A 24,216-nucleotide genomic window follows, 5' to 3' on the forward strand; every position below is an offset into this window, starting at 1 on the left:
CAAACAGCAATGTCTGGGGATTTTTTCTTAACTTTAACGGTTTATTTCAATAATTGATACCAACCAAAATCCTAATACTTCAACTTTGCCCCATATCACATCAGTGAAGCCGGACTCACTTTAAAAACGGGGCAAAACCGAAAAGCCTTACGAGTAGGACTAATTTAATTTTCAGTATTATGCCTAAATATGTAATTGAAAGAGAAATTCCCGGAGCCGGAAACCTTACTCCCGAACAGTTGAAAGGTATTTCTGAGACTTCCTGTAATGTATTGCGTAAAATGGGTTCGGAAATCCAATGGCAACACAGTTACGTAACCGGAGACAAAATTTACTGCGTGTACATTGCCCCAAACGAAGAAATGATTCGGGAACATGCCCGACAAGGTGGTTTCCCGGCCAACTCGGTTAGCAAAGTAGCAACCGTTATCGATCCCACAACCTCGGAATGATTTAAAAACGTATTATTCACAAGGTCTTCGGACCTTTTTTATTTGCCGTTTACAACAATATCCTCTAAATTACGTTTCATTTCCATTCAGTGCCCGATTATGCCGAAACGTTTACTTTTTTTATCGCTGATTTTCTTTTTTATCGGTCAGACTACTGTCGGTCAGGTAACCCGAATTCCCAGAGATACCACAAAGGTTTACAGTTATATCGAGAGGTATTCCAAAAAGAGGAAATTTACCCAATTCATTCACCGTTTAATTTTCAAACCTACGCAGAAAACAACGGCGAAACGTAAAAAACAAACGCGTCCGCAAACCAACGAATTTGCCAGTTTTGAGTGTAAAATCATCCGAAACATCGAAATCGAAACGTTAGATCCTTTTGGCTATGCCGTCGATAACCCAAATAAAAAACCCAAAAACTGGGCGGAACGAACCGGTAACAACCTCCATATCAAAACCCGGAAATGGACCGTCCGGAATTACCTGCTGTTTAAAAAAAATGACGAACTGGACTCGCTGTTGGTAAAAGAATCCGAACGTTTACTGCAGCAACAGCGTTATATCCGCAACGTTACCATCAAACCGGTTGCCGTAAAAGGGAGCAAAGATTCTGTAGATATTTCCATAAAAGTATTGGATTCCTGGAGTTTGATTCCCACCGGTTCTATTTCCGATACAAAGGGCAATCTGGAAATAACGGAACGCAATTTTCTGGGAATAGGCCATGAGTTTGAAAACAACTTTAAGCAGCGTTTTACCGACAGCGAAAATGCTTACGGCATGCGTTATACCATTCCAAACTTTAAAAACACCTTCATTTCTTCCACGTTTTTATATGATATTGATTTTGACGACAACTACCTGAAAGGCATAAGCGTAGACCGTTCATTTTTCTCACCCTATACGCGATGGGCCGCCGGAATTGGCTTCCAACAACGCTTTTACAGGGATTCTCTTTCTGACAATCTCGGCAACAAACAACTGGCTAATTTGAAATTCGAAACGCAGGATTATTGGGCCGGACATTCGTTTCGCATCTTTAAAGGAAGAACGGAAGACAACCGCATTTCCAACTTGGTGACCACATTTCGGTTTGCCGACGTTCGCTTTCTGGAAAAACCCGAGCCGGAATTGGATCCGATTCAGTATTTTTCCGGTAACAAACTGTATCTGACAAGCATTGGGATTACCTCACGGAAGTATGTCGAAACCAAATACCTTTTTAACAACGGCATTCCGGAATACGTTCAAATCGGTAAAAATTACTCTGTAACCAGTGGATTCAGAGATAAAAACGATGTCAAAAAAATGTATCTGGGCGGACGCTTTTCCTTTGGAGGTTTTTACTCATGGGGCTATTTTGGCAGCGGTATCGAAATGGGAAGTTTCTTCAGTGCGGGAAAATCCGAACAAACCGCTATCCGACTGGAAGCCAATTACTTTACAGACCTGTTCGAATTGGGAAGATGGAAGTTCCGACAGTTTGTGATGCCACAACTGGTTATTGGCCACAACCGCCTGCCGATAAAAAACGATTTGCTCAATCTTAGTGAAACCAATGGTATTCAGGGTTTTAACGAAACGCAAACCGGAACCAGAAAGTTATTAATTGGACTCCAGACCCAAACTTATGTGCCCGGTCAGCTGTACGGCTTTCGTATGAGTCCTTTTTTGAATACAACCTTTGGAATGTTAGGGGATGACACAACACCGCTTTTATCCAGTCGTTTGTATTCCAAATTCGGAATCGGAGTGTTAATCAGTAACGATTATCTGGTATTTAACAGCTTTCAGATTTCGTTTGCCTATTATCCGACCATACCCGGAAGCGGCGATAACCTGTTCAAAACCAATACGTTCAAAAACAGTGACATTCAACTTCCGGACTTTCAGATCGGAAAACCTTACGTAGTTCCGTTTCAGTAAGTAACAAAACCTGAAGTCGTTCGTCCTATTAGTATCAATCAAAAACAAAAGCCCTTGGAAACCATTTTAAAAATCGACAATCTTAATAAAGAGTTCGGAAAAGTACACGCGGTAAAAAACGTGTCCTTCGAAATCAAAAAAGGCAATGTTTACGGGATTTTAGGCCCTAACGGAAGCGGAAAATCGACCACTCTGGGCATTATACTGAATGTGGTAAACCGGACTTCGGGAAACTATCAGTGGTTTGACGGCCAAATGGACACGCACCATGCCCTGAAAAAAGTAGGCGCCATCATCGAAAGACCCAACTTCTACCCTTACATGACCGCGGAAGAAAACCTGCAACTGGTGTGCAACATCAAAGGCATTCATTACGACAAAGTAGAGGAAAAACTGGCTGTTGTGGGATTACTGGAACGAAAAGGCAGCAAATTCCGGACGTTTTCGCTTGGGATGAAACAGCGTTTAGCCATTGCTTCGGCACTTTTAAACGACCCTGAAATTCTCATTTTAGACGAACCCACCAACGGTCTGGATCCGCAGGGCATCCGTCAAATCCGCGACATTATCAAACATATTGCTTCTTTGGGAACCACGATTTTGCTGGCTTCCCATTTATTGGATGAAGTGGAAAAAGTTTGTTCGCATGTGGTTGTTTTGCGCAAGGGTGAAATGCTTTACTCCGGAACCGTAGACGGGATGATTGCCAACGAAGGATTCTTCGAACTGCAGGCCGACAACAATGCTGAATTGCGAAGCCTCCTTTCCAATCATAACGCTGTAGAAAAAATAGAGGAAGAAGACGGCAAATTGTTCGTTTATCTGAAATCGCCGTGGGAAGCCGCCGAAGTAAATCGTTATCTTTTTCAGCATAACATTTGCCTAAATCACCTGGTTAAACGCAAACACAGCCTTGAAGAGCAGTTTTTACAGTTGACCAATCATCAATAATCATCAATCAATCCACACTAACCAACATGAAACGTCTTTTAACTATAGAACTGCAAAAACTCTGGAAAAACCGATCCAGTAAAGTGTTAATCATCGCTTATTTTGTTTTGCTTTCTTTCATCGCTTTAATTGCCTCGATAAAATTTGAATTCGGCACGTTCAAACTTCATATTGCAGAACAGGGAATTTTTAACTTCCCGTTCATTTGGCATTTCAACACGTACATTGCGGCGCTTTTAAAACTGTTTTTAGCCATAGTAATTGTATCGATGATGGCCAACGAATACAGCTACGGCACCCTGAAACAAAACCTAATCGACGGGTTAAGCAAGAAAGAATTTATTAAATCGAAATTCCTGACCGTTATTTTATTTGCTTTAGGTTCGACGGTTTTCGTTTTTATCATGTCGCTGATTTTGGGGTACAGTTTTTCCTCGTATGATGAAATTGGCATTGTTTTTTCGGATCTGGAATACCTCTTGGCTTATTTCGTGAAACTAACGGCTTTCTTCTCTTTCTGCTTATTCCTTGGGATTTTGGTGAAACGTTCGGCTTTTGCCCTTGGGTTCCTTTTTGTCTGGAACATTTTTGAAGCGATAGTAATCGGACTGTTCCGCTGGAAATTTGACGTTCCGGAAGGCACTTATGAAAAAATCGGAATGTTTTTACCGTTAGAATCGATGAGCAACCTGATTAAAGAGCCCATTACAAGACTTTCCGTTATTAAAAGTGCCGGAGAAATGATTGGCGGGGAGAAATTTGTAAAAGATTACGATGTTCATTTCCACTCCGTTTTAATTGTTGTCGTTTGGACCGTTATTTTTGTATTCTTATCGTATAAAATTCTTCAAAAAAGAGACTTATAGTATCTTTATAGTATCTTTGCTGATACTATGCGTGAATACAAAAAATATTGCCCTCTACTGTTTTTGCTGATATTTTCACAGATTTTATCGGCACAGAATATCCTTATAGACAACTCCAAAACACCCGAGCAACTGGTACAGCAATTATTCTCGGGAGGAAGTTGTGTTCAGCCAACCAACATTACCATTAACGGTTATAATTTTGGTTCGGGAGAAAAAAGTTTCGCCTGGTTTGAAAGCAACGGTTCCGGATTTCCGTTGGAAAACGGCCTTATCATTTCTACCGGAAAAGCCAGTTCGGCAGTTGGTCCGAATACTTCTTTATTAAGCGAAGGCCCGACGTCCTGGGGCGGTGATAACGATCTGGAAGCCGCTATCGGAGAATCCAACACGATTAACGCAACCGTGGTGGAATTTGATTTTGTGGCGGTAACCAATTACATGAGTTTCAATTATATTTTCTCTTCGGAGCAATATTTATCCAATCCCGGATCCAACCAATGCAATTATTCGGATGGTTTTGCCTTCTTACTGAAAAAAATCGGAAATCCGAGTTATCAGAATTTAGCAGTTGTACCAGGAACAAACATTCCGGTAAAGGTGACGACTGTTAGAGGTGCGGGAACAATTTGTCCGCCAGCTAATACGCAATATTTTGATGCGTTCAACGGCAGTATGCATCCCACAAACTTTAACGGTCAAACGAAAGTTTTACTGGCCGAAGCCGATATTACACCCGGGGCTTCCTATCATATCAAAATGGTGATTGCCGATCAGGGAAACAATCTTTACGATTCAGCCATTTTTATTGGCGGCAGTACTTTCAACAATGATTTTGCCATGGGAGACGACCGTTTAATTGCTGACGGCAACCCGTTATGCCCGGGAGAAACCCTAACTGTTACTCCGGATTACACGGTTCCGGGCACTTTAAGTTACTCTTGGTTTAAAAACGATGTTCCGATTCCGGGTTATATCAACGTAAGTAATCCGACGTATACCATTACTGCTCCGGGCGTTTACAACATAAAAGCAGATATCGGCAGTTGTATTGTAAACGGTTACATTAATGTGGAATATGCTTCAGTTACAGCCCTGCCCACAACACTCTCGAAATGTGACGACAACAGTGATAACATCGCCATTTTTAATTTAACGGCTGCCAGCACTGCCATAACGGGTAACGACAATACGATGCAAGTAACCGGTTTTTATCACAATCTGACGGATGCCCAAAACCAGCAAAATGCCATTGCAAATCCTGGTTCGTATTCCAATGCTGCCGGAAATAATATTGTGGCACGGATTAAGAATGTTTTCGACTGTGTGGATTATGCAAACATCACACTCCAGGTACAAAGCAGTTCTCCTTTAAATCCGATAAATACCGTTAAAGTTTGTGACGGCGATGATGATCAGGACGGTTTCTATCAGTTTGATTTAAATGAGATTACACAGGCGATTGAAGATGCTAATACCTTGCCCGCCGGTTCGTCTATTCAGTATTTTACTTCTTTAGCGGATGCGGCTGCCCTGACCAATCCGTTAAGCAGTCCTTTTTCTAATACGGACGATTATACGCAAACCATTTATGCTCAGGTAATCAGCAGTGGTTCCTGTTATGAAATCCTTCCGGTTACTTTACAGGTAAATACTTTCTCACCGGATAATTTTGACAATGAAACGGTTGGAATTTGTGAAAGTACCACCACCCTTCTAGATGCCGGAAGCGGTTTTACAACGTACTTGTGGAATACTACCCCAACAACAACCACACAAACCATTACGGTTAACACCGCAGGAAGCTACACCGTAACAGTCACAAATTCAGAGGGTTGTAAAGCCATCAGAACTTTTACGGTTGTTAGTTCTGAAGCGCCAACCATTACCCACATAGAAGTTGTCAGTTTTTCCGGAAACGGGAATTCCATTACGGTTTACACTTCCGGAAACGGAAATTATGAATATTCATTGGACAATATAGTGTTTCAGGACATCAATGTCTTTACCGGTGTTTCCGCTGGGGAATATACGGTTTATGTGCGTGATAAGAACGGTTGCGGTATGGCACCTCCGGAAGTTGTTTACGTTCTGGATTATCCTAATTTTTTCACGCCCAACGGTGACGGCTACAACGACCGTTGGTTCATCAAGAATTTAGATATTGATTTCCCTAATGCGGAATTGTATATTTTCAATCGGTACGGCAAACTGTTAAAACAACTCGCTCCTTCCGGAAATGGTTGGGACGGACAAATCGGAAATAATCAATTGCCTTCCGATGATTACTGGTTTTTGCTTAAACTTGAAAACGGCAGGACCGTCAGAGGCCATTTTTCTTTGAAACGATAATGTACAGGAAAAGCCTAAACATAAAAAAAACCACTCGAATTGAGTGGTTTTTTTATTTATCTGCTATTGCAATTAATCAATTTTGTAACGTTTTCTGTCGTTCTCGTTCAGGTAGATTTTACGCAAACGAAGTGATTTTGGTGTTACCTCAACATATTCGTCTTTCTGAATGTATTCTAACGCTTCCTCTAAAGAGAATTTGATAGCCGGAACAATTCTGGTTTTATCATCCGCTCCAGCCGAACGGAAGTTGGTTAACTGTTTCGTTTTGGTGATGTTGATTACCATATCATCTCCACGAGAGTTCTCCCCTACTACCTGACCTTCGTAAACATCTTCATTCGGATCTACAAAGAATTTACCTCTTTCCTGCAATTTGTTGATAGAGTAAGGAATTGCTTTTCCGTTTTCCATGGAAATTAACGAACCATTGATACGACCCGCAATTTCTCCTTTGTACGGTTGGTATTCCAAGAAACGGTGAGACATGATCGCTTCACCGGCAGTAGCGGTTAACAACTGGTTTCTCAAACCGATGATCCCTCTGGAAGGAATGTTGAATTTGATAATCATACGTTCACCTCTTGGTTCCATGCTTAGCATTTCCCCTTTACGAACGGTTACGAATTCCACGGCTCTACCGGATACGTTTTCCGGCAAATCAATAGTTAATTCCTCAATTGGCTCACATTTTACACCGTCAATTTCTTTGATGATTACCTGTGGCTGACCAATTTGTAACTCGTATCCTTCACGACGCATGGTTTCAATTAAAACCGATAAGTGCAATACACCACGTCCGAAAACCATGAATTTATCAGCAGAATCGGTTTCATTAACACGTAAGGCTAAGTTTTTCTCCAACTCTTTCATTAAACGGTCTTTTACGTGACGAGACGTAACAAACTTACCTTCTTTACCAAAGAACGGCGAATCGTTAATCGTGAACAGCATGCTCATGGTTGGCTCGTCAATAGCAATGGATGCTAATGCTTCCGGGTTTTCGAAATCTGCAACCGTATCACCGATTTCAAAACCTTCTAAACCAACAATCGCACAAATATCTCCGGCTTTTACACTTTCTACTTTTTTACGACCTAAACCGTCAAAAGTGTGTAATTCTTTAATTTTAGATTTGATGATTTTCCCGTCGCGTTTTACCAACGAAATGTTCTGACCTTCTTTCAGTTCGCCTCTTTGCAAACGACCGATGGCGATACGTCCAGTAAACGATGAGAAATCCAAAGAAGTAATCAGCATCTGAGGGGTTCCTTCCGATACTTTTGGCGCCGGAATGTGTTCCAATACCATATCCAATAACGGCTCGATGTTTTCCGTTTGGTTTTTCCAGTCGGTAGACATCCAGTTGTTTTTAGCGGAACCGTAAACGGTTGGGAAGTCCAACTGCCACTCTTCTGCTCCTAATTCGAACATTAAGTCGAATACTTTTTCATGTACTTCTTCCGGAGTACAGTTTTCTTTGTCCACTTTATTTACCACCACACATGGTTTTAACCCTAAATCGATCGCTTTCTGCAATACGAAACGGGTTTGCGGCATCGGACCTTCAAAAGCATCCACTAACAATAAAACACCGTCGGCCATGTTTAACACACGCTCAACTTCACCACCGAAATCGGCGTGACCCGGAGTATCGATAATATTAATTTTGGTTCCTTTGTAAGTAACGGAAACGTTCTTGGAAACGATAGTAATTCCACGCTCTCTCTCAAGATCGTTGTTGTCTAATATTAAATCGCCAGTGTTCTCGTTGTCACGGAACAATTGGCAATGATACATGATTTTGTCTACCAGAGTAGTTTTACCGTGGTCTACGTGGGCAATAATCGCGATGTTTCTAATTGAAGTCATATACTAATTTTGAAGGTGCAAAAGTACAACTATTTTTTGGATTAAAAAGACTAATTATGAAGTAGTTAGCAAATTTTAATCATTGAACAATACAAAAAAAGCCCTCAGAATGAGAGCTTTAGTATTTTGCAGGAAACGCACTACTATAAAGAAGCTACGTGTCTTGTTAATTTAGATTTTAAGTTCGAAGCTTTGTTAGCGTGAATGATGTTTTTCTTCGCTAATTTGTCAATCATAGAGATAACTGTAGATAATTTTGCAGCTGCCTCAGATTTGTCAGTCGCTAAACGGATCGCTTTGATAGCGTTACGTGTAGTTTTGTGTTGGTATCTGTTTAATACTCTTTTTTTCTCGTTGCTTCTAATTCTTTTTAAAGCTGACTTATGATTTGCCATTGTAATCTTTTTTTAATTGTAATAATTATTTTAAACTATTAGTTAAAAAAGAAAAACCTCCCACAATTGTAAACAATCACTTTGGTTTTAACTAATAAAATAAAAACCCGAGACACTGAATTTTTATTTCATAAAACTATTTCACAACTAATCTTGTAGCCCGTAGGGGAATCGAACCCCTCTTACCAGGATGAAAACCTGGCGTCCTAACCGATAGACGAACGGGCCAAAACCTTGTAACCCAATTTCAATAAAGTAGCCCGTAGGGGAATCGAACCCCTCTTACCAGGATGAAAACCTGGCGTCCTAACCGATAGACGAACGGGCCTTCTTTTTTCTTTATTGCGGTTGCAAAAATACAACTAATTTCTATTCCTGCAACACTTCAAACAAAAAAAATATCTTTTTTTAATAGGCCTTAGCAAAAAGCACTCTTCCGGAGGACGGTTTACCTGTAAACACACAGCTTCCCGCTTCTTCTTTTCGGTCCAGAGCGATACAGCGAATGGTCGCTTTTGTAAGTTCTTTTATCTTTTCTTCAGTCTCCGGCGTACCATCCCAATGTGCGGAAATGAAACCGGTTTTATTTTCTAAAACGTCCTGGAATTCTTCAAACGAATTTACTTCTGTGATGTGTGCATTTCTGTATTCCAAAGCCTTGCTAAACAAGTCGCTCTGAATTTGCTCCAATAAATTCTGCAAATAGGTTACAATTCCGTCTTTCGAAACCGTTTCTTTGCTTAATGTATCGCGGCGGGCCACTTCATAGGTTCCGTTTTCCAAATCATTCGGACCAATCGCCAGACGCACCGGAACCCCTTTCAGTTCCCACTCGGCAAACTTAAAGCCTGGTTTTTGGGTATCTCTGTTATCGTATTTCACAGAAACACCGACTTTACGCAAGTCTTTCATCAACTCATTTACCTGAGCCGAAATCGCATCCAGTTGCTCATCGGTTCTGTGAATCGGTACGATTACCACCTGGATTGGTGCTAAATTCGGAGGCAACACCAAACCGTTATCATCGGAATGTGTCATCACTAACGCTCCCATCAAACGGGTGGAAACTCCCCAAGATGTTCCCCAAACGTGTTCCTGTTTTCCTTCTTTATTGGCAAATTTCACGTCAAAAGCTTTGGCAAAATTCTGCCCTAAGAAGTGCGAGGTTCCAGCCTGAAGTGCTTTTCCGTCCTGCATCAACGCTTCGATACAATAGGTCTCTTCCGCGCCGGCAAAACGCTCGGTTTCGGTTTTCACCCCTTTCACTACCGGAATCGCCATGAAATTTTCCACAAAATCCGCATAGACATTCATCATTTGTACGGATTCTTCAATAGCTTCCTGTTTCGTCGCGTGAGCGGTGTGCCCTTCCTGCCATAAAAATTCCGCTGTACGCAGGAACAAACGGGTACGCATTTCCCAACGCACCACATTCGCCCATTGATTAATCAACAACGGTAAATCTCTGTAGGATTGCACCCAACCTTTATAAGTAGACCAGATAATCGCCTCACTGGTCGGACGCACGATTAATTCTTCTTCTAATTTCGCATTCGGATCTACGATAAGTTTGCCTTTGTTTTCCTCATCGGTTTTTAAACGGTAATGCGTAACAATAGCACATTCTTTAGCGAATCCTTCGGCGTTTTTTTCTTCAGCCTCAAACATACTCTTGGGCACGAACAAGGGGAAATACGCATTACTGTGACCGGTTTCTTTAAACATACGGTCTAATTCTTTCTGCATTTTTTCCCAGATTGCATAGCCGTACGGTTTGATTACCATACAACCTCTTACGCCTGAGTTTTCCGCTAAATCTGCTTTCACGACCAATTCATTATACCATTTGGAATAATCTTCTGATCTTTTTGTTAAGTTTTTACTCATTTTAAATACTTTGGCACAAATATTGTTTAACTTATCTTTGATAAAATAGTTCGACAAAACTAACTATTTTTGTTATGTCCAACAATAAAAAAACCAGCGATATGAAAACTAATTACCTATCCGGCCGAAAATTATCCATTTATACACTATTTGGATTAGTAGGACTTTTGGCTTCTTCCTGTGGTTCGTACCAGAATTCATCGTACTATGACAATGATGGTGTTTACGGTTCCGACAGACCCCGAACAGAAACGGTAAACAAATACAGCGAAGAAAATATGGCACAGGCCAATAAATACAAAGAATTTTTCGGTTCCTACCGCGATGAATATCCAGAAAACAACGAAGTCTTTACAGATGTGGAAGGCTATACTTCTCAAAATAACGATTCTACAAAAGTAGCCAATAAAAGCTATGCCGGATGGGGTGAAAACTCCGATAACGTTACAATCAATGTTTACTCCAATGATTATTGGGGCGGATGGTACACGCCTTACTGGGGGTGGAATTCCTGGTACTCCCCAAGATGGAGCTGGGGATGGGGCTGGAACTCTTACTACGGAAGTTACTGGAATGTTGGATGGGGATGGAACTATCCTTACTACGGATGGGGTTGGTACTCACCTTATTACTACGGATATTACGGTCCGGGATGGAGCTGGTACAATCATTACCATGGTTACTACAGAGATGTAGCATACAATGGCGGAACAAGAGGACGATACTATAACGGCAATGGCAACTATTACAGAAACGCCGGCAACGGAAGAAGTTCTGCCATAGGTGCTCCGCGTAGTGCACAGCCGAGAAGTACTTTTGCTAACCCGAGAAGCAGTCAATACCAAAACGATACGCCAAGACCAACCTTTTCTAATCCTCGCGGAAGTGAAGGCAATCAGGGTTCCGGTTCGCCTAGAATAAATACTCCGAGAAGCAACGAACCTAAAAGCACTCCCAGAACTTACAGTGAACCCAGAAGTTCTTCTCCCAGAAGTTACAGTGAACCTAGAAGTTCTTCACCAAGAAGTTACAGCGCTCCAAGTTCCGGTGGATATTCCAGCCCTAGAAGTTCTGGTTCTTCCGGTGGCGGAAGTTATGGCGGCGGTCGCTCAGGCGGCAGAAGATAACATATATTTTTCCCAAGTCTGACTTTTTAAGACTTGGGATTTTTATTGTACCATTGAAAAAAAACACACATCATGAAAAAATACTTACTTTCAGCATTAATACTGGTTTCAGGAGGCAGCGCCATCGCTCAGCAAACCACTCCTTCAGATGCCTTGCGCTATGCCGTTACCGATTTAAACGGAACAGCGCGTTTTAGAGGATTAAGCGGTGCTTTTGGAGCAGTAGGCGGCGATTTATCGGCTATCAACATCAACCCTGCCGGTTCTGCTATTTTCAATTACAATTCCGCGACGGGAACGCTTGGTGTTTTTAATAGTAAGAACAATTCCAACTATTTCGGAACGACTTCATCTGATTCCGAAAGTATCTTCGACATCAATCAGTTAGGGGCTGTATTTGTTTTTAAAGACAGTGGTAAAAGCGACTGGAAAAAAATTGCCGTAGCCTTTAATTACGAAGTAAATAACAATTTTGACAACAGTTATTACTCCAGAGGAACCAATCCAACTACCTCAATAGGGAATTACTTTTTAAACTTTGCCAATTTCGGAAACAACGGAAATATATTTCCTATAGATTTGATGGAAACCCAAGCGGGAGAAACCGTTTCAGACCTTTACAGCTATTTGGCTTCACTATCCAATGGTTTTGCAGCGCAGCAAGCTATGTTGGGATATCGGGCTTTTCTTTATGATTACAATGACGGAACAGGCACAACACCTAACACTCCTCCTTTTTACCAATCGAATATTCCTCCGGGTAGTTTCTATCAGGAAAACAGTGTGGTAACGGAAGGCTATAACGGAAAAATCACAGCCAACGTGGCGGCACAATATCAGGACAAATTATACATTGGACTTAATCTGAATGCTCATTTTACCGATTTCCGGAAAAGTTCATCCGTTTACGAACGCAACAGCAACAACCCTGCTCTTGGTGTACAGGAAATTCGGTTTGACAACGATTTGTATACCTATGGTGGCGGATTCTCGTTCAACTTAGGGGTGATTGCTAAATTTTCAGATTCGTTCCGGGGTGGTTTGGCTTATGAATCGCCTACCTGGTACCGCCTGAATGATGAATTAACACAACGATTAGTTGCTGTGAGTACTGATGGTGCCAATGTTTTTACCGATGTTGTCGATCCGGGTATCGTGAATATTTACGAACCATATAAAATTCAGACGCCCGGAAAATTCACCGGAAGTTTGGCTTATATTTTTGGCAAAAACGGTTTAATCAGTTTTGATTATGCGATTAAGGATTACAGCAATACGCAGTTCCGACCAAAAAGAGAAAGTCTTTTCAGGGATTTAAATGCTGTAATGGCTGACGAACTTACCACCGCCAACGAATACCGCATTGGTGCGGAATACAAAATCAAACAAGCCAGCTTGCGCGCCGGTTACCGCTTTGAAGAAAGCCCATACAAAAACGGAAAAACCGTTGGCGATTTAACCGGTTATACAGCAGGTTTAGGCTACAACTTTAAAGGTTCCCGTTTGGATTTAGCTTATTCGTTCTCGAAACGCGACTCAGAATTGCCGTTTATGTCTTCCGGGATGACGGATGCCGCTAAAATAAGTTCTAAAAACAACAACATATTGCTATCGTACACGATTGATTTTTAATCTTAGCGTATGTTTCAAGACAAACCGTTCCGCAAGGAGCGGTTTTTTTTATGCCTGAACGTTTGCCTCTAGCCCCGACAGCAGTGGCATCCTTTTACTTTTTGACTAAAAAAAGGAAAAGATAAAACGGATGGCGGGACCAAACCCTTAAAAAATTCCCAAACGATGGTGCTCCTAATTATAAAAAGCGTAATTTTGCGCACTTTCTTAAAATAAGTTTCGTAAAGATATGAGAACCAAGTCGTTAAAGAAAAACAAAATTAATGTAATCACCCTGGGATGTTCCAAAAACACCTATGACAGTGAAGTATTGATGGGACAGCTGAAAGCCAATGGCAAAGAGGTAGTTCACGAGCAGGAAGGCAACATCGTGGTGATTAACACTTGTGGTTTTATCGACAACGCCAAAGAGGAATCGGTGAATACGATTTTGGAATATGCCGATAAAAAAGAACAGGGCTTAGTGGACAAAGTTTTCGTAACCGGCTGTTTGAGCGAGCGTTACCGTCCGGACTTAGAGAAAGAAATCCCGAACGTAGACCAATATTTCGGCACTACGGAATTGCCTTTATTATTAAAAGCTTTAGGCGCAGATTACAAACACGAGTTGATCGGTGAGCGTTTGACGACGACTCCGAAAAACTATGCCTATTTAAAAATATCGGAAGGTTGCGACCGTCCGTGCAGTTTTTGTGCGATTCCTTTGATGCGCGGGAAACACGTTTCGACACCGATTGAAAATCTGGTAATTGAAGCGGAAAAATTAGCGAAAAACGGCGTGAAAGAATTAATTCTTATCGCTCAGGATTTAACCTATTACGGTTTAGACTTATACAAAAAGAGAAATTTAGCCGAGCTTTTGGAAGCTTTGGTAAAAGTGGAAGGCATCGAGTGGATTCGATTGCATTATGCTTTCCCTACCGGTTTTCCGATGGAAGTATTGGAACTGATGAAGCGCGAGCCGAAAATCTGTAATTATATCGACATTCCGTTACAACATATTGCCGATAACGTATTGAAATCAATGCGTCGTGGCACAACATACGAGAAGACTACGAAGTTGTTGAAAGAATTCCGTGCTGCGGTTCCGGAAATGGCGATCCGTACGACTTTGATTGTGGGGTATCCAGGTGAAACGGAAGAAGATTTCCAGATCCTGAAAAACTGGGTGGAAGAAATGCGTTTCGAGCGTTTGGGCTGTTTTACCTATTCGCACGAAGAAAACACACACGCCTACAGTTTAGTGGATGATGTACCGGAGGAAGTGAAACAAGCACGTGCTGCTGAAATCATGGACATTCAGGCGCAGATTTCCTGGGATTTGAATCAGGAGAAAATCGGACAGACTTTTAAATGTATCATCGACCGCAAAGAAGGACAATATTTTATCGGAAGAACCGAATTTGACAGCCCGGATGTGGACAACGAAGTATTGATTGACGCTTCCAAATTCTACTTAAAAACCGGTGATTTTGTAAATGTTTCGATTATCGATGCCACCGAATTTGACTTGTACGGTGAGCCGGTTTAATACTTTTCGACAGTAATCAGAACAGAAATCCTTACTTTTCAGTGAGGATTTTTTTTATTTCCAACACCATTTAACCTCGTAACACTGCTTTTTTATTAGTAACTTTAAGTGTGAAATTTTAAAATTCAGTAGTATGATAACCAAGCATCCCATTTATCAGGACTTTCCTGAATATGCAGACAAAATTAAAGACTTGTATCACCACAATGATGAATTTCAGGTTTTATTGCATTCCTACACGGAGTTAGATGACAAAATTTATAAAATTGAAACCGATCAGGAACTTGCAATGGATGATGAGTTGTCGCAGCTGAGAAAGGACCGCGTGTTTTTGAAGGACATGATTTACAATTATCTGCAACAGAATTAAAAATAAAAACCGCCTTTTTAGGCGGTTTTTTTGTATTAAAATTATAAAGGAATATTTCCGTGTTTGCGTTTCGGCGTATCCACCACTTTGTTTTCCAGCATTTTGAACGCTTTGATCAGTTTTCGGCGCGTGTCCTGTGGGAAGATGACCTCATCGATAAAACCGCGTTGCGCCGCTCGGTACGGGTTGGCGAATTTCTCGGCGTATTCCGCTTCTTTTTCTAATAATTTGGCTGCAGGATCGGCTGCTTCGGCAATTTCTTTTTTGAAGATGATTTCAGAAGCACCTTTGGCTCCCATAACCGCGATTTCTGCTCCCGGCCACGCGAAGTTCATATCCGCTCCGATGTGTTTCGAGTTCATTACGTCGTATGCGCCACCGTAGGCTTTTCGGGTAATTACCGTTACTTTCGGAACAGTAGCCTCACTCAATGCGTACAATAATTTTGCACCGTGAACAATAATTCCGTTCCATTCCTGATCCGTTCCCGGTAAAAAGCCCGGTACGTCTACCAATACCAGTAACGGAATGTTGAACGCATCGCAAAAACGGGTAAAACGTGCCGCTTTAATCGAACTGTTCACGTCCAAACACCCGGCTAAGAACATTGGATTGTTTGCCACTACTCCTACGCTTTTTCCGCCGATTCTTGCAAAACCAACAATGATGTTTTCCGCATAATTTTTATGGATTTCGAAGAATGTTTCCTCATCAATAATGGCGTTAACCACCTCGTGCATGTCGTACGGTTTGTTTGGATTGTCCGGAACAATGTTGTTTAACTGCTCGCGTAGTTCCTCTCCCAATTCATAAGGCAAATCTTCAACGGTTTCGGTATTGTTTTGCGGAATGTAGCTCAGCAAACGTTTTACGTCTTCCAGACATTCCACATCGTTGGCAGAAGTCGTGTGTGCCACTCCTGATTTTGTAGAGTGTGTTGATGCTCCACCCAATTCTTCGGAAGTTACTTCTTCGTTGGTTACCGTTTTCACCACGTTCGGACCGGTTACGAACATATAAGACGTATTTTCCACCATCATCGTAAAATCGGTCATGGCCGGAGAATAAACCGCTCCACCGGCACAAGGTCCCATAATGGCTGAAATTTGGGGAATTACTCCGGAAGCCTGAACGTTTCGGAAGAAAATATCCGCATAACCTCCCAAAGAGCGAACCCCTTCCTGAATACGGGCACCACCGGAATCGTTCAAACCAATCATTGGAGCACCAACTTTCAGCGCCATATCCATTACTTTACAGATTTTTTCGGCGTGGGTTTCGGATAAAGCACCTCCAAAAACGGTAAAATCCTGAGCGAAAGCATACACCAATCGGCCGTTAACCGTTCCGTAACCGGTGATTACACCGTCGCCTAAATAATGTTCTTTATCCATGCCGAAATCTTTGGTTCGGTGGGTGACGAATGCACCGATTTCCTCGAACGAACCTTCGTCAAAGAAATATTCGATGCGCTCACGTGCCGTTAATTTCTTTTTGGCGTGCTGGGTGGCAATTCTTTTTTCACCGCCTCCTAACTTGGATTCGGCGATTTTATGATTTAATATGTCAAATTTATTTGATTCCATGATTTAATTTTTAGTATACAGTTTAATAGTAGGCCGTTTTCAGTATTCCGTTTGCAGTGTGTATCATCAATCTCACTTCTCACTTCTCACTTTTAGACTATAAATGTGTTGGTACGCGTAAGATTTTCTGATCGGTTAAATACTGTTTCAGAGCCACATAAGCCGCTACTTCTGCTTCTTTGTCCATTTGGGCTTTCAATACTTCACTGTCGTAATATTTTTTTACGAAATGTGTATCGAAATTTCCGGAACGGAAGGCTTCATGCTCCATGACAAACGTTCCGAACGGCAACGTGGTATGAACACCTTCAATCTTGTATGCTTTAATGGCTTCAATCATTTTCTGGATAGCTTCTTCTCGGGTTTTTCCGTAGGTAATCAGTTTGGAAAGCATCGGGTCGTAATAAATCGGCACTTCCATTCCCTCTTCAAAACCGTCGTCTACGCGGATGCCTTCGCCTTGCGGTACCTGGTAAACGTCCAATTTTCCGACATTCGGAAGGAAATCGTTCAGCGGATCTTCGCAGTACACACGCAATTCCATCGCATGACCGTTGATGTGCAAATCTTCCTGCCTGATGTTTAACGCTTCGCCACGAGCCACACGGATTTGCATTTCCACCAAGTCCATACCGGTAATCATTTCGGTTACAGGGTGTTCTACCTGCAAACGCGTATTCATCTCCAAAAAGTAGAAGTTTTTGTTTTCATCCAAAAGGAATTCCACGGTTCCGGCGCCTAAATAATCGCACGATTGGGCAACTTTCACAGCGGCTTCTCCCATCGCTTTACGGATTTCCGGTGTTAAAACTGCAGATGGTGCTTCTTCCACCACTTTTTGGTGACGACGCTGAATCGAACATTCTCTTTCAAACAAATACAGAATATTGCCGTGGCTGTCTGCCATGACCTGTATTTCGATGTGACGCGGTGAGGCCACATATTTTTCGATAAAAACAGAACCGTCTCCGAAAGCGGAAACTGCTTCACTGATGGCACGGTTCATTTGCGATTCGAATTCGGCTTCGTTTTCTACCACGCGCATTCCTTTTCCGCCACCGCCGGCAGAAGCTTTAATCAGGATAGGAAAACCGATTTGTTTCGCTACTTGTTTCGCTTCTTCAATATCGGTAATGGCTTTGTCTACACCGGGAACCATTGGAATATCATAGGCTTTTACCGCATCTTTGGCCGCTAATTTGCTTCCCATGATGTGGATGGCTTTGGATTTTGGTCCGATGAAGGTGATGTTATTTTTCTCGGCTAATTCGGCGAAATCAGCATTTTCACTCAGGAAACCGTAACCCGGATGGATGCCGTCTACGTTTAAGGATTTTGCTACTTCGATAATTTTATCGCCTAACAAATACGACTGATTGGATGGGGCTTCCCCGATACAAACCGCTTCGTCGGCAAATTTAACATGCGGTGCATTTCTGTCGGCAACGGAATATACGGCTACGGTTTTGATTCCCATCTTGCGGGCCGTTTTCATGACGCGTAGGGCAATTTCCCCACGGTTAGCTACTAATATTTTCTTCATGATTATTCGAATTCGATTAACAATTGACCTTTGTCTACGGCCTGGTCTTTAGAAACTGCAATAGACTTGATAACACCGTCTCTTGGAGAAAGGAAACTGTTTTCCATTTTCATCGCGCCTAAAATCAGAATCGGGTCGTTTTCTTTGACTTCTTGCCCTACTTCCACATTGATTTCCAGGATTAAGCCCGGCATTGGCGCTTTGATGGAATTGACTTGTTTGGTCGCTCCCACCGCAAAACCCATTTCCTTGATAAGCTGGTCTAACGGATTGGCAATATCTACTGCATAATCGGTATTGTTGATTCGCACCGTGTATTTTTTGGCGTTGAAATCTGCTTCTACAATTTCGGCATGATACGGGAGGTTGTCTTTTAAGATGTGGTACTTCGCATTTCCTAAAGCCAAAGCATCAAAGGAGTTTGCATCATTTTCTGATGCTTCCACGGTAAGGGTTTTGTTTACCGTGATTTTATAAGTTGCACTCATTTAGGTTACATTTTAGTGGCTGTAAATTTAAACAATTAATTGAAACTTCTTTTTAACATTTATTGCGGATTTTCCGCAACCCTTCTTCATTTTCAGTACTTAATATTGCTTTATCAAATCAGAAAGCTATGATACCAGAAAGTTTATCCATTATTGAACGTCAGATTCTGACCAATCAATACCGTATCCTTTCCAAATTGGAGAGCGACAATCCGGACCATGAGACAAAAATCGAAATTTTGGAAAATGGTTTTACCGAGCAATATTATGAAGTATTTGATGTAAGTACTGAAGAAATTTCACTTGAGATTTGCGAAGAAACCACACAGATACTCAATATGTACCGACGCATAAACAACTGCCTGAAGTCGCTTTCCAAGACCGAAAAAGAATCGCTCAACCTCAACGCCTTAGCTTTTGAAGGTTTTGGAGCCAACGGCCACTTTCACAGCCAATATATGACCTTCATGATGGAGAAAATGGATTTATGGCGCGAGTACCGTACTTTGAATCTGGAAGAGAAAAGCAAAAATGCCTTATTCAAATATCGCAAGATGCTAAATTACCAGAATTATCTCCTTGAAAATGACCAGTACCACCTGACCCGAACCGATTTAATTAAACTCCTTTCGATTCTGGAAAAGGAATCGGTATCTGCCTAAAATATATACACGCCATCCAGTTTTTAATAGTAATTTGAATTTGGGAAAAAATCCGGTTAAGCCGGATTTTTTTTATGCTATGCTTCCTCAAAATATTTTTTAATGAGAAAGAGTATTTTCGACTTATCCAAAGGCTTTGACATATAATCGTTAAAACCAATTTCCTTAATCTTTTCAATCTCTTCGGAAAAGGAATACGAGGTTTGGGCAATTATCGGAATCCCGGCATTGAATTCCCGGATGCGCTGAAAGGCTTCGTAACCGTTTAAATTCGGCATTTTTATATCCATGAACACCAAATCCACTTCATCGTTTTCTTTGCAGATTTGTACGGCTTCCCATCCGTCTTTTGCCCGAAGAACCGTGAAACCGTGCATTTTCAGGAGTTTTTCCAACAAAATGAAGTTGATATTATCGTCTTCGGCCACCAGTATGATTTTCTCGTTTCCGACATTTACCGGAACCGTAACTTTTGCGGCGGGTTTGTCTGTGTTTTCAGTTTCATCGTATTGCAACGGTATATAAACTGTAAAAGTCGTCCCTACTCCGCTCTGCGATTCGAAACGGATTTTTCCGCCAAGCATTTCCACATAAGCTTTTGAAATGGCCAGTCCTAATCCCAAACCTTCATTGGCTGAAATTCCTTTGGCATTGATTTTACTAAACCGTTTAAAAACGCTCTTCTGAAATTCGTCGGGAATTCCTATACCGGAATCTTTTACCCTGAAAACAATCCGCTTATCGGGTTCGTCGATGTTGTATTCCAAAAGAACGTATCCTTCTTCCGTAAACTTAAAGGCATTGTTTAACAGGTTGGTGATGATTTCCTGCAGTTTTGTTCCGTCGGTTAAAATATTCTTTGAGGGTTTATTGTCTGGTGCTATTACCTTAAATTCAACCTTATTATTCTTATGAATAATGCTGTAAGAAGTGTGGATGGTTTTAACCAATTCCTCCAAATCAACAGGATAGATGTTCGGTTTTACGATATTGGAATCAATTTTGGACATTTCCACCAAATCGTCGATGATGTCGATCAGGTTCCGTCCGCTTTGTTTGATAATACTAATGAATTCTTTTTTCTCTTCTTCGCTTATATCCGGATTGGAAAGCAAATCGGTAAAACCAAGAATGGCATTCATCGGGGTTCGGATTTCATGCGATAAGTTCATCAGGAAGGCAGATTTTAACTTGTCGCTCTCTTCCGCCCTGCTTTTAGCGATGGCCAATTGTTTGGTTTTCTCCTGATTTTCTTCAAACAGTTTCCCGATATACCGGAATTCTCCTTTAATTTTTTTTAAGGACGCAATGGCTGTCGGATCTCCGTTTACCAATATTTTCTTGATAAAACTGATGGGCAACCTCGACCACTGATTGGCGTAATAATAGTAGATAAGCCACGACAGGATAAGCGCTAAAGCCGTAATCAGCAGGATTCTTTTGGTAATGGAAAAATCGATATCGTAAGCGCGTTTGAAATACAAATTTGAAACAACGGTTCCGTTATGGTCTTTCAGGGGAATAATGGTAAAAACCGTTTTTTTAGCCGTTTCTTTTCCCGTGTAGAATTTAATTTTTGAGCTGGAAATTTCTTCCATGGCTGTAAAATATTCCGAATCTAAAAGGCGGGCCATAAAGAAATAACCGGAAGGTTTGGTTTTGTTTTTAAACGGATCGTCGGAGGGATGTATGGTTGCGCCGTACACTTCCACTACTCCTTCGGGAATTTTCAGGTAGAATTTAACCATTTTTTTTTCGTCTAACTTTTGAAAAATACTTTTGGGGATAAATTCCTTTGTCTGAATTTTTAAGGTGGAAACTTTCGTAATAAACTCGCCGTCAACAGTGTACGCGCAAAGGTATTCAACTTTATAGGTATCAATAATGTTGGCGACAGAAGTATTGAACCATTTAACATCTCTGGTTTTGGTAAAATCCACGAATTCATCCCAATAGGTCACATCGGCCAGAACGGAAGCATAAGGCTCTGAATTCAGTTTCAGCAACGAATTTATTTCATTCGTATACAACGCTTTGCTGGATTTGAAAATTTCCTTCTCCTGAATTCGGGTATAAAAATAAAGTGACAACACTAATAGCAGCAGGCCAAACGTTACAAGTGAAAGCAGGGCAATCACTTTAGAAAAGGTGGAAATTCTGTAACGAGTAAAGATAGATTTCACTGTTTTGCCTTTCATACGCCAATGTTAACCGGCATGATTTCCTATAAATTTAACAACTTATTCGTAAAACAAACAATAAATCTATACTTATTTTAAAAAAAAATCTGTTTTTAACTGTTTTTTTTAGAACAAAAGCAATCCGTTTTGCCTTAATTTTTCAATGGGTTTGGAAAACCAGAACAGTTCAAAATCTTCCAGATTGGAATTTTCGTAATCGGTTTTTATATCTTGAAAGGTAAGTTTCCTGTCGTTCTGAACCGCTATTTTGGACAAAAGCTGCAACAGCCAGAAACCTCTTTCTTTATCGGTTACGATTTCAAAAGCCTCCTGTTTTCCGTGAAACGTGAACTGCATCATTTCCCACGAATTTCCTTTTTTGCTTTTGGTAAACGTTTCCACATAAGGAAGTGAGCCAATCCAGACGATTTTCGCATTCGGTTTCGTCGCAAAAGAATTCGTTTCCTGTAAACAGTTGTAAATGAAATCCCGCGCCACTTTTGTTCTTGGGATTTTAAAGTCGAACCAGTCCTGCAACGGATAATCAAAACAGATGCCGTGCATATAGTTCAAGAGCGATTTCTTCAGCCCGAAACTGAATTTATCGTGATTGATGCCGGTTTTGTCTTTAAACTGCACATCGTTATTGGCAAAAGTGATGTCGTTCCGTTCGGGAATTACGCCAAACTCTTCCGGGAACATTCCTACCGGACTGTGTGCTGTCATCGCAAACTGATGCCAAAATCCGGACTGCAAAATCCCTAATTCAAACATCTGACGCACCATTTCCAGACTGTCTACGGTTTCCTGAATGGTTTGTGTCGGATAACCGTACATTAAATAAGCGTGCACCATGATGCCGGCTTCGGTGAAATTTCGGGTTACTTTGGCAACTTGTTCTACGGTTACACCTTTTTTAATTAAATTCAGTAATCGGTCAGAAGCAACTTCCAAACCTCCGGAAACCGCGATACAACCAGACGCTTTGAGCAAAACGCACAAATCAGCCGTAAAACTCTTCTCAAAACGGATGTTCGTCCACCAGGTAACCGTTAAATTCCGTCGCAGAATTTCCAAAGCGACTTCCCGCATTAACGCAGGCGGTGCAGCTTCGTCCACAAAATGGAAACCATTGTGACCGGTTTGCGCAATGAGTTCTTCCATCCGATCGACCAATGTCTTGGCGGCAATCGGCTCGTAAATTTTGATGTAATCCAGTGAAATATCACAGAACGTACATTTGCCCCAATAACAGCCATGTGCCATCGTTAGTTTGTTCCAACGCCCGTCGCTCCACAAACTGTGCATCGGGTTGGCAATTTCGATTACGGAGATATAATTTTCTAGTGGTAAATCGGTGTAATCCGGCGTTCCTACTTCGCTTTGCTTGTAATCGTGACGCAGTGTATTGTTTTTGTAAACCACTTTTTCATCTTCAAGAAGAAAGGTCCGCTTAAATTCGTGATGCTCCGGATGATTTACATGGTTGTGCAACAGTTCGACCGGTAATTCGCCGTCGTCTAACGTGATAAAATCGAAAAACTCAAAAACTCTTTGGTCTTTTACTTCGCGCAATTCCGTATTCGGAAAACCGCCTCCCATCGAGACTTTTAGATTTGGATAATGGGCTCTGATAAATTGCGCACAGCGAAAGGCGCTGTAAAGATTCCCAGGAAACGGAACGGAAAAGCAGACTAATTTCGGTTGAACCTCCTTCAGTTTTCGCTCCAATATTTTCAGTGTGATAGCATCAATATAAGTAGGCTCCGATTGCAGATAATCGTACAATTCATCAAACGAATTGGCGCTTCTGCCCAAGCGTTCGGCGTATCGGCTGAATCCGAAATTTTCGTCGATACATTCTACGATAAAATCGGATAAATCTTCTAAATACAAAGTCGCTAAATGCTTCGCTTTGTCCTGCAAACCCATTGAACCGAACGCCCAGTCCAATTCTTCGAGTTGTGCGAAACGGGACGCTTCGGGTAAAAAACCGTCCAGACAAATCTGTCTTGCCAACGTTGGATTTTTACCTTGCAGAAACGCAATAACCGAATCAATGGTTTTGACATATTCGTTCTCAAGGGCAAAAATGCGTTGGGCATTCTCCGAAAAATCGCTTTTACAAGTTTCTGATTGCCTGAAGATCTGCATTAAACCTTCTTTGGAAAACAATTCCAGAATCACTTCGATACCCAAATCCATCTGAAAGGATGAAATGTTTTTGGTATTCAGAAACCCTTTCAAATAGGCGGTTGCCGGATACGGAGTATTCAGTTGGGTGAACGGTGGCGTGATTAGAAGAATGTCTTGCAAAACTTTATGATTTAACTGCAAAAGTAAGCCGAAAAATTAAAATTCATAACCCTTTGTTAAACCGATTTTCGCTACCT

At 41.4% G+C, this 24,216-nt stretch carries 18 protein-coding genes and 2 tRNA genes; 10 read left to right on the plus strand and 10 right to left on the minus strand.

Features of this window, described 5'->3' with window-relative positions:
- Nucleotides 1-179: 179 nt before the first annotated feature.
- The 5 genes from G498_RS0110650 to G498_RS0110670 all read left to right on the plus strand — a co-directional run bounded on the left by G498_RS0110650 (nt 180) and on the right by G498_RS0110670 (nt 6,550).
- A complete protein-coding gene (locus G498_RS0110650) occupies nt 180-452 on the plus strand; it encodes a DUF4242 domain-containing protein (RefSeq protein ID WP_026981134.1) in 273 nt (90 codons plus the stop codon).
- 99 nt (nt 453-551) lie between these two features.
- Nucleotides 552-2,381 (plus strand): BamA/TamA family outer membrane protein, encoded by a 1,830-nt coding sequence (locus G498_RS0110655; RefSeq protein ID WP_026981135.1) that lies wholly within the window; start codon nt 552-554, stop codon nt 2,379-2,381.
- Nucleotides 2,382-2,435: 54 nt separating this feature from the next.
- Nucleotides 2,436-3,332 carry an ABC transporter ATP-binding protein gene (locus G498_RS0110660; protein ID WP_026981136.1) on the plus strand — a complete coding sequence of 299 codons (897 nt, stop codon included), beginning with the start codon at nt 2,436-2,438 and terminating at the stop codon, nt 3,330-3,332.
- Nucleotides 3,333-3,358: 26 nt separating this feature from the next.
- Nucleotides 3,359-4,198: an ABC transporter permease gene (locus tag G498_RS0110665; protein WP_026981137.1), complete on the plus strand. Its 840-nt coding sequence runs from the start codon at nt 3,359-3,361 to the stop codon at nt 4,196-4,198.
- A 27-nt stretch (nt 4,199-4,225) separates the two neighbouring features.
- Nucleotides 4,226-6,550 carry a T9SS type B sorting domain-containing protein gene (locus G498_RS0110670; RefSeq protein ID WP_026981138.1) on the plus strand — a complete coding sequence of 775 codons (2,325 nt, stop codon included), beginning with the start codon at nt 4,226-4,228 and terminating at the stop codon, nt 6,548-6,550.
- 72 nt (nt 6,551-6,622) lie between these two features.
- Here G498_RS0110670 and typA read toward each other — a convergent pair whose 3' ends face one another.
- The 5 genes from typA to proS all read right to left on the minus strand — a co-directional run bounded on the left by typA (nt 6,623) and on the right by proS (nt 10,704).
- Nucleotides 6,623-8,422 (minus strand): translational GTPase TypA, encoded by a 1,800-nt coding sequence (gene typA, locus G498_RS0110675; protein ID WP_026981139.1) that lies wholly within the window; start codon nt 8,420-8,422, stop codon nt 6,623-6,625.
- Nucleotides 8,423-8,565: 143 nt separating this feature from the next.
- A complete protein-coding gene (gene rpsT / locus G498_RS0110680; RefSeq protein ID WP_026981140.1) occupies nt 8,566-8,817 on the minus strand; it encodes a 30S ribosomal protein S20 in 252 nt (83 codons plus the stop codon).
- Nucleotides 8,818-8,973: 156 nt separating this feature from the next.
- Nucleotides 8,974-9,045, minus strand: a tRNA-Glu gene (locus G498_RS0110685).
- A gap of 28 nt (nt 9,046-9,073) precedes the next feature.
- Nucleotides 9,074-9,145 (minus strand) — tRNA-Glu (locus G498_RS0110690).
- Nucleotides 9,146-9,225: 80 nt separating this feature from the next.
- Entirely contained in the window at nt 9,226-10,704 is a 1,479-nt protein-coding gene (gene proS, locus G498_RS0110695) for a proline--tRNA ligase (protein WP_026981141.1), read from the minus strand.
- A 101-nt stretch (nt 10,705-10,805) separates the two neighbouring features.
- Here proS and G498_RS0110700 point away from each other — a divergent pair, with 101 nt between their 5' ends.
- From G498_RS0110700 to G498_RS0110715, 4 genes are all read left to right on the plus strand, one after another.
- Nucleotides 10,806-11,831 carry a hypothetical protein gene (locus G498_RS0110700; RefSeq protein ID WP_131387670.1) on the plus strand — a complete coding sequence of 342 codons (1,026 nt, stop codon included), beginning with the start codon at nt 10,806-10,808 and terminating at the stop codon, nt 11,829-11,831.
- Nucleotides 11,832-11,903: 72 nt separating this feature from the next.
- Nucleotides 11,904-13,463 (plus strand): OmpP1/FadL family transporter, encoded by a 1,560-nt coding sequence (locus G498_RS0110705; RefSeq protein WP_026981143.1) that lies wholly within the window; start codon nt 11,904-11,906, stop codon nt 13,461-13,463.
- Between the two features lie 229 nt (nt 13,464-13,692).
- Nucleotides 13,693-14,994, plus strand: coding sequence for a 30S ribosomal protein S12 methylthiotransferase RimO (rimO, locus tag G498_RS0110710; RefSeq protein WP_026981144.1), 1,302 nt, complete (start codon nt 13,693-13,695; stop codon nt 14,992-14,994).
- Between the two features lie 133 nt (nt 14,995-15,127).
- The gene (locus G498_RS0110715; protein ID WP_026981145.1) at nt 15,128-15,364 is read left to right on the plus strand and encodes a YdcH family protein; all 237 of its coding nucleotides are present in this window, start codon (nt 15,128-15,130) and stop codon (nt 15,362-15,364) included.
- Nucleotides 15,365-15,405: 41 nt separating this feature from the next.
- Here the strand turns inward: G498_RS0110715 and G498_RS0110720 are convergent, their stop codons facing one another.
- The 3 genes from G498_RS0110720 to G498_RS0110730 form a co-directional block, all read right to left on the minus strand.
- Nucleotides 15,406-16,950: an acyl-CoA carboxylase subunit beta gene (locus G498_RS0110720; RefSeq protein ID WP_026981146.1), complete on the minus strand. Its 1,545-nt coding sequence runs from the start codon at nt 16,948-16,950 to the stop codon at nt 15,406-15,408.
- A gap of 97 nt (nt 16,951-17,047) precedes the next feature.
- Nucleotides 17,048-18,493, minus strand: a complete 1,446-nt coding sequence (gene accC, locus G498_RS0110725; protein ID WP_026981147.1) for an acetyl-CoA carboxylase biotin carboxylase subunit — start codon at nt 18,491-18,493, stop codon at nt 17,048-17,050.
- Between the two features lie 2 nt (nt 18,494-18,495).
- Nucleotides 18,496-18,981, minus strand: coding sequence for an acetyl-CoA carboxylase biotin carboxyl carrier protein subunit (locus tag G498_RS0110730; protein ID WP_026981148.1), 486 nt, complete (start codon nt 18,979-18,981; stop codon nt 18,496-18,498).
- 128 nt (nt 18,982-19,109) lie between these two features.
- Here G498_RS0110730 and G498_RS0110735 point away from each other — a divergent pair, with 128 nt between their 5' ends.
- Nucleotides 19,110-19,643: a YfbU family protein gene (locus G498_RS0110735; protein WP_026981149.1), complete on the plus strand. Its 534-nt coding sequence runs from the start codon at nt 19,110-19,112 to the stop codon at nt 19,641-19,643.
- A 77-nt stretch (nt 19,644-19,720) separates the two neighbouring features.
- On the opposite strand, the gene G498_RS15480 is transcribed toward G498_RS0110735, so the two are convergent.
- Both G498_RS15480 and G498_RS0110745 read right to left on the minus strand, forming a co-directional pair.
- The gene (locus tag G498_RS15480; protein ID WP_051269859.1) at nt 19,721-21,841 is read right to left on the minus strand and encodes an ATP-binding protein; all 2,121 of its coding nucleotides are present in this window, start codon (nt 21,839-21,841) and stop codon (nt 19,721-19,723) included.
- A gap of 108 nt (nt 21,842-21,949) precedes the next feature.
- Nucleotides 21,950-24,139, minus strand: a complete 2,190-nt coding sequence (locus G498_RS0110745; RefSeq protein WP_026981150.1) for a B12-binding domain-containing radical SAM protein — start codon at nt 24,137-24,139, stop codon at nt 21,950-21,952.
- Nucleotides 24,140-24,216: the final 77 nt, after the last annotated feature.

It is taken from the genome of Flavobacterium suncheonense GH29-5 = DSM 17707 (assembly GCF_000430025.1).
Classification (GTDB): domain Bacteria; phylum Bacteroidota; class Bacteroidia; order Flavobacteriales; family Flavobacteriaceae; genus Flavobacterium; species Flavobacterium suncheonense.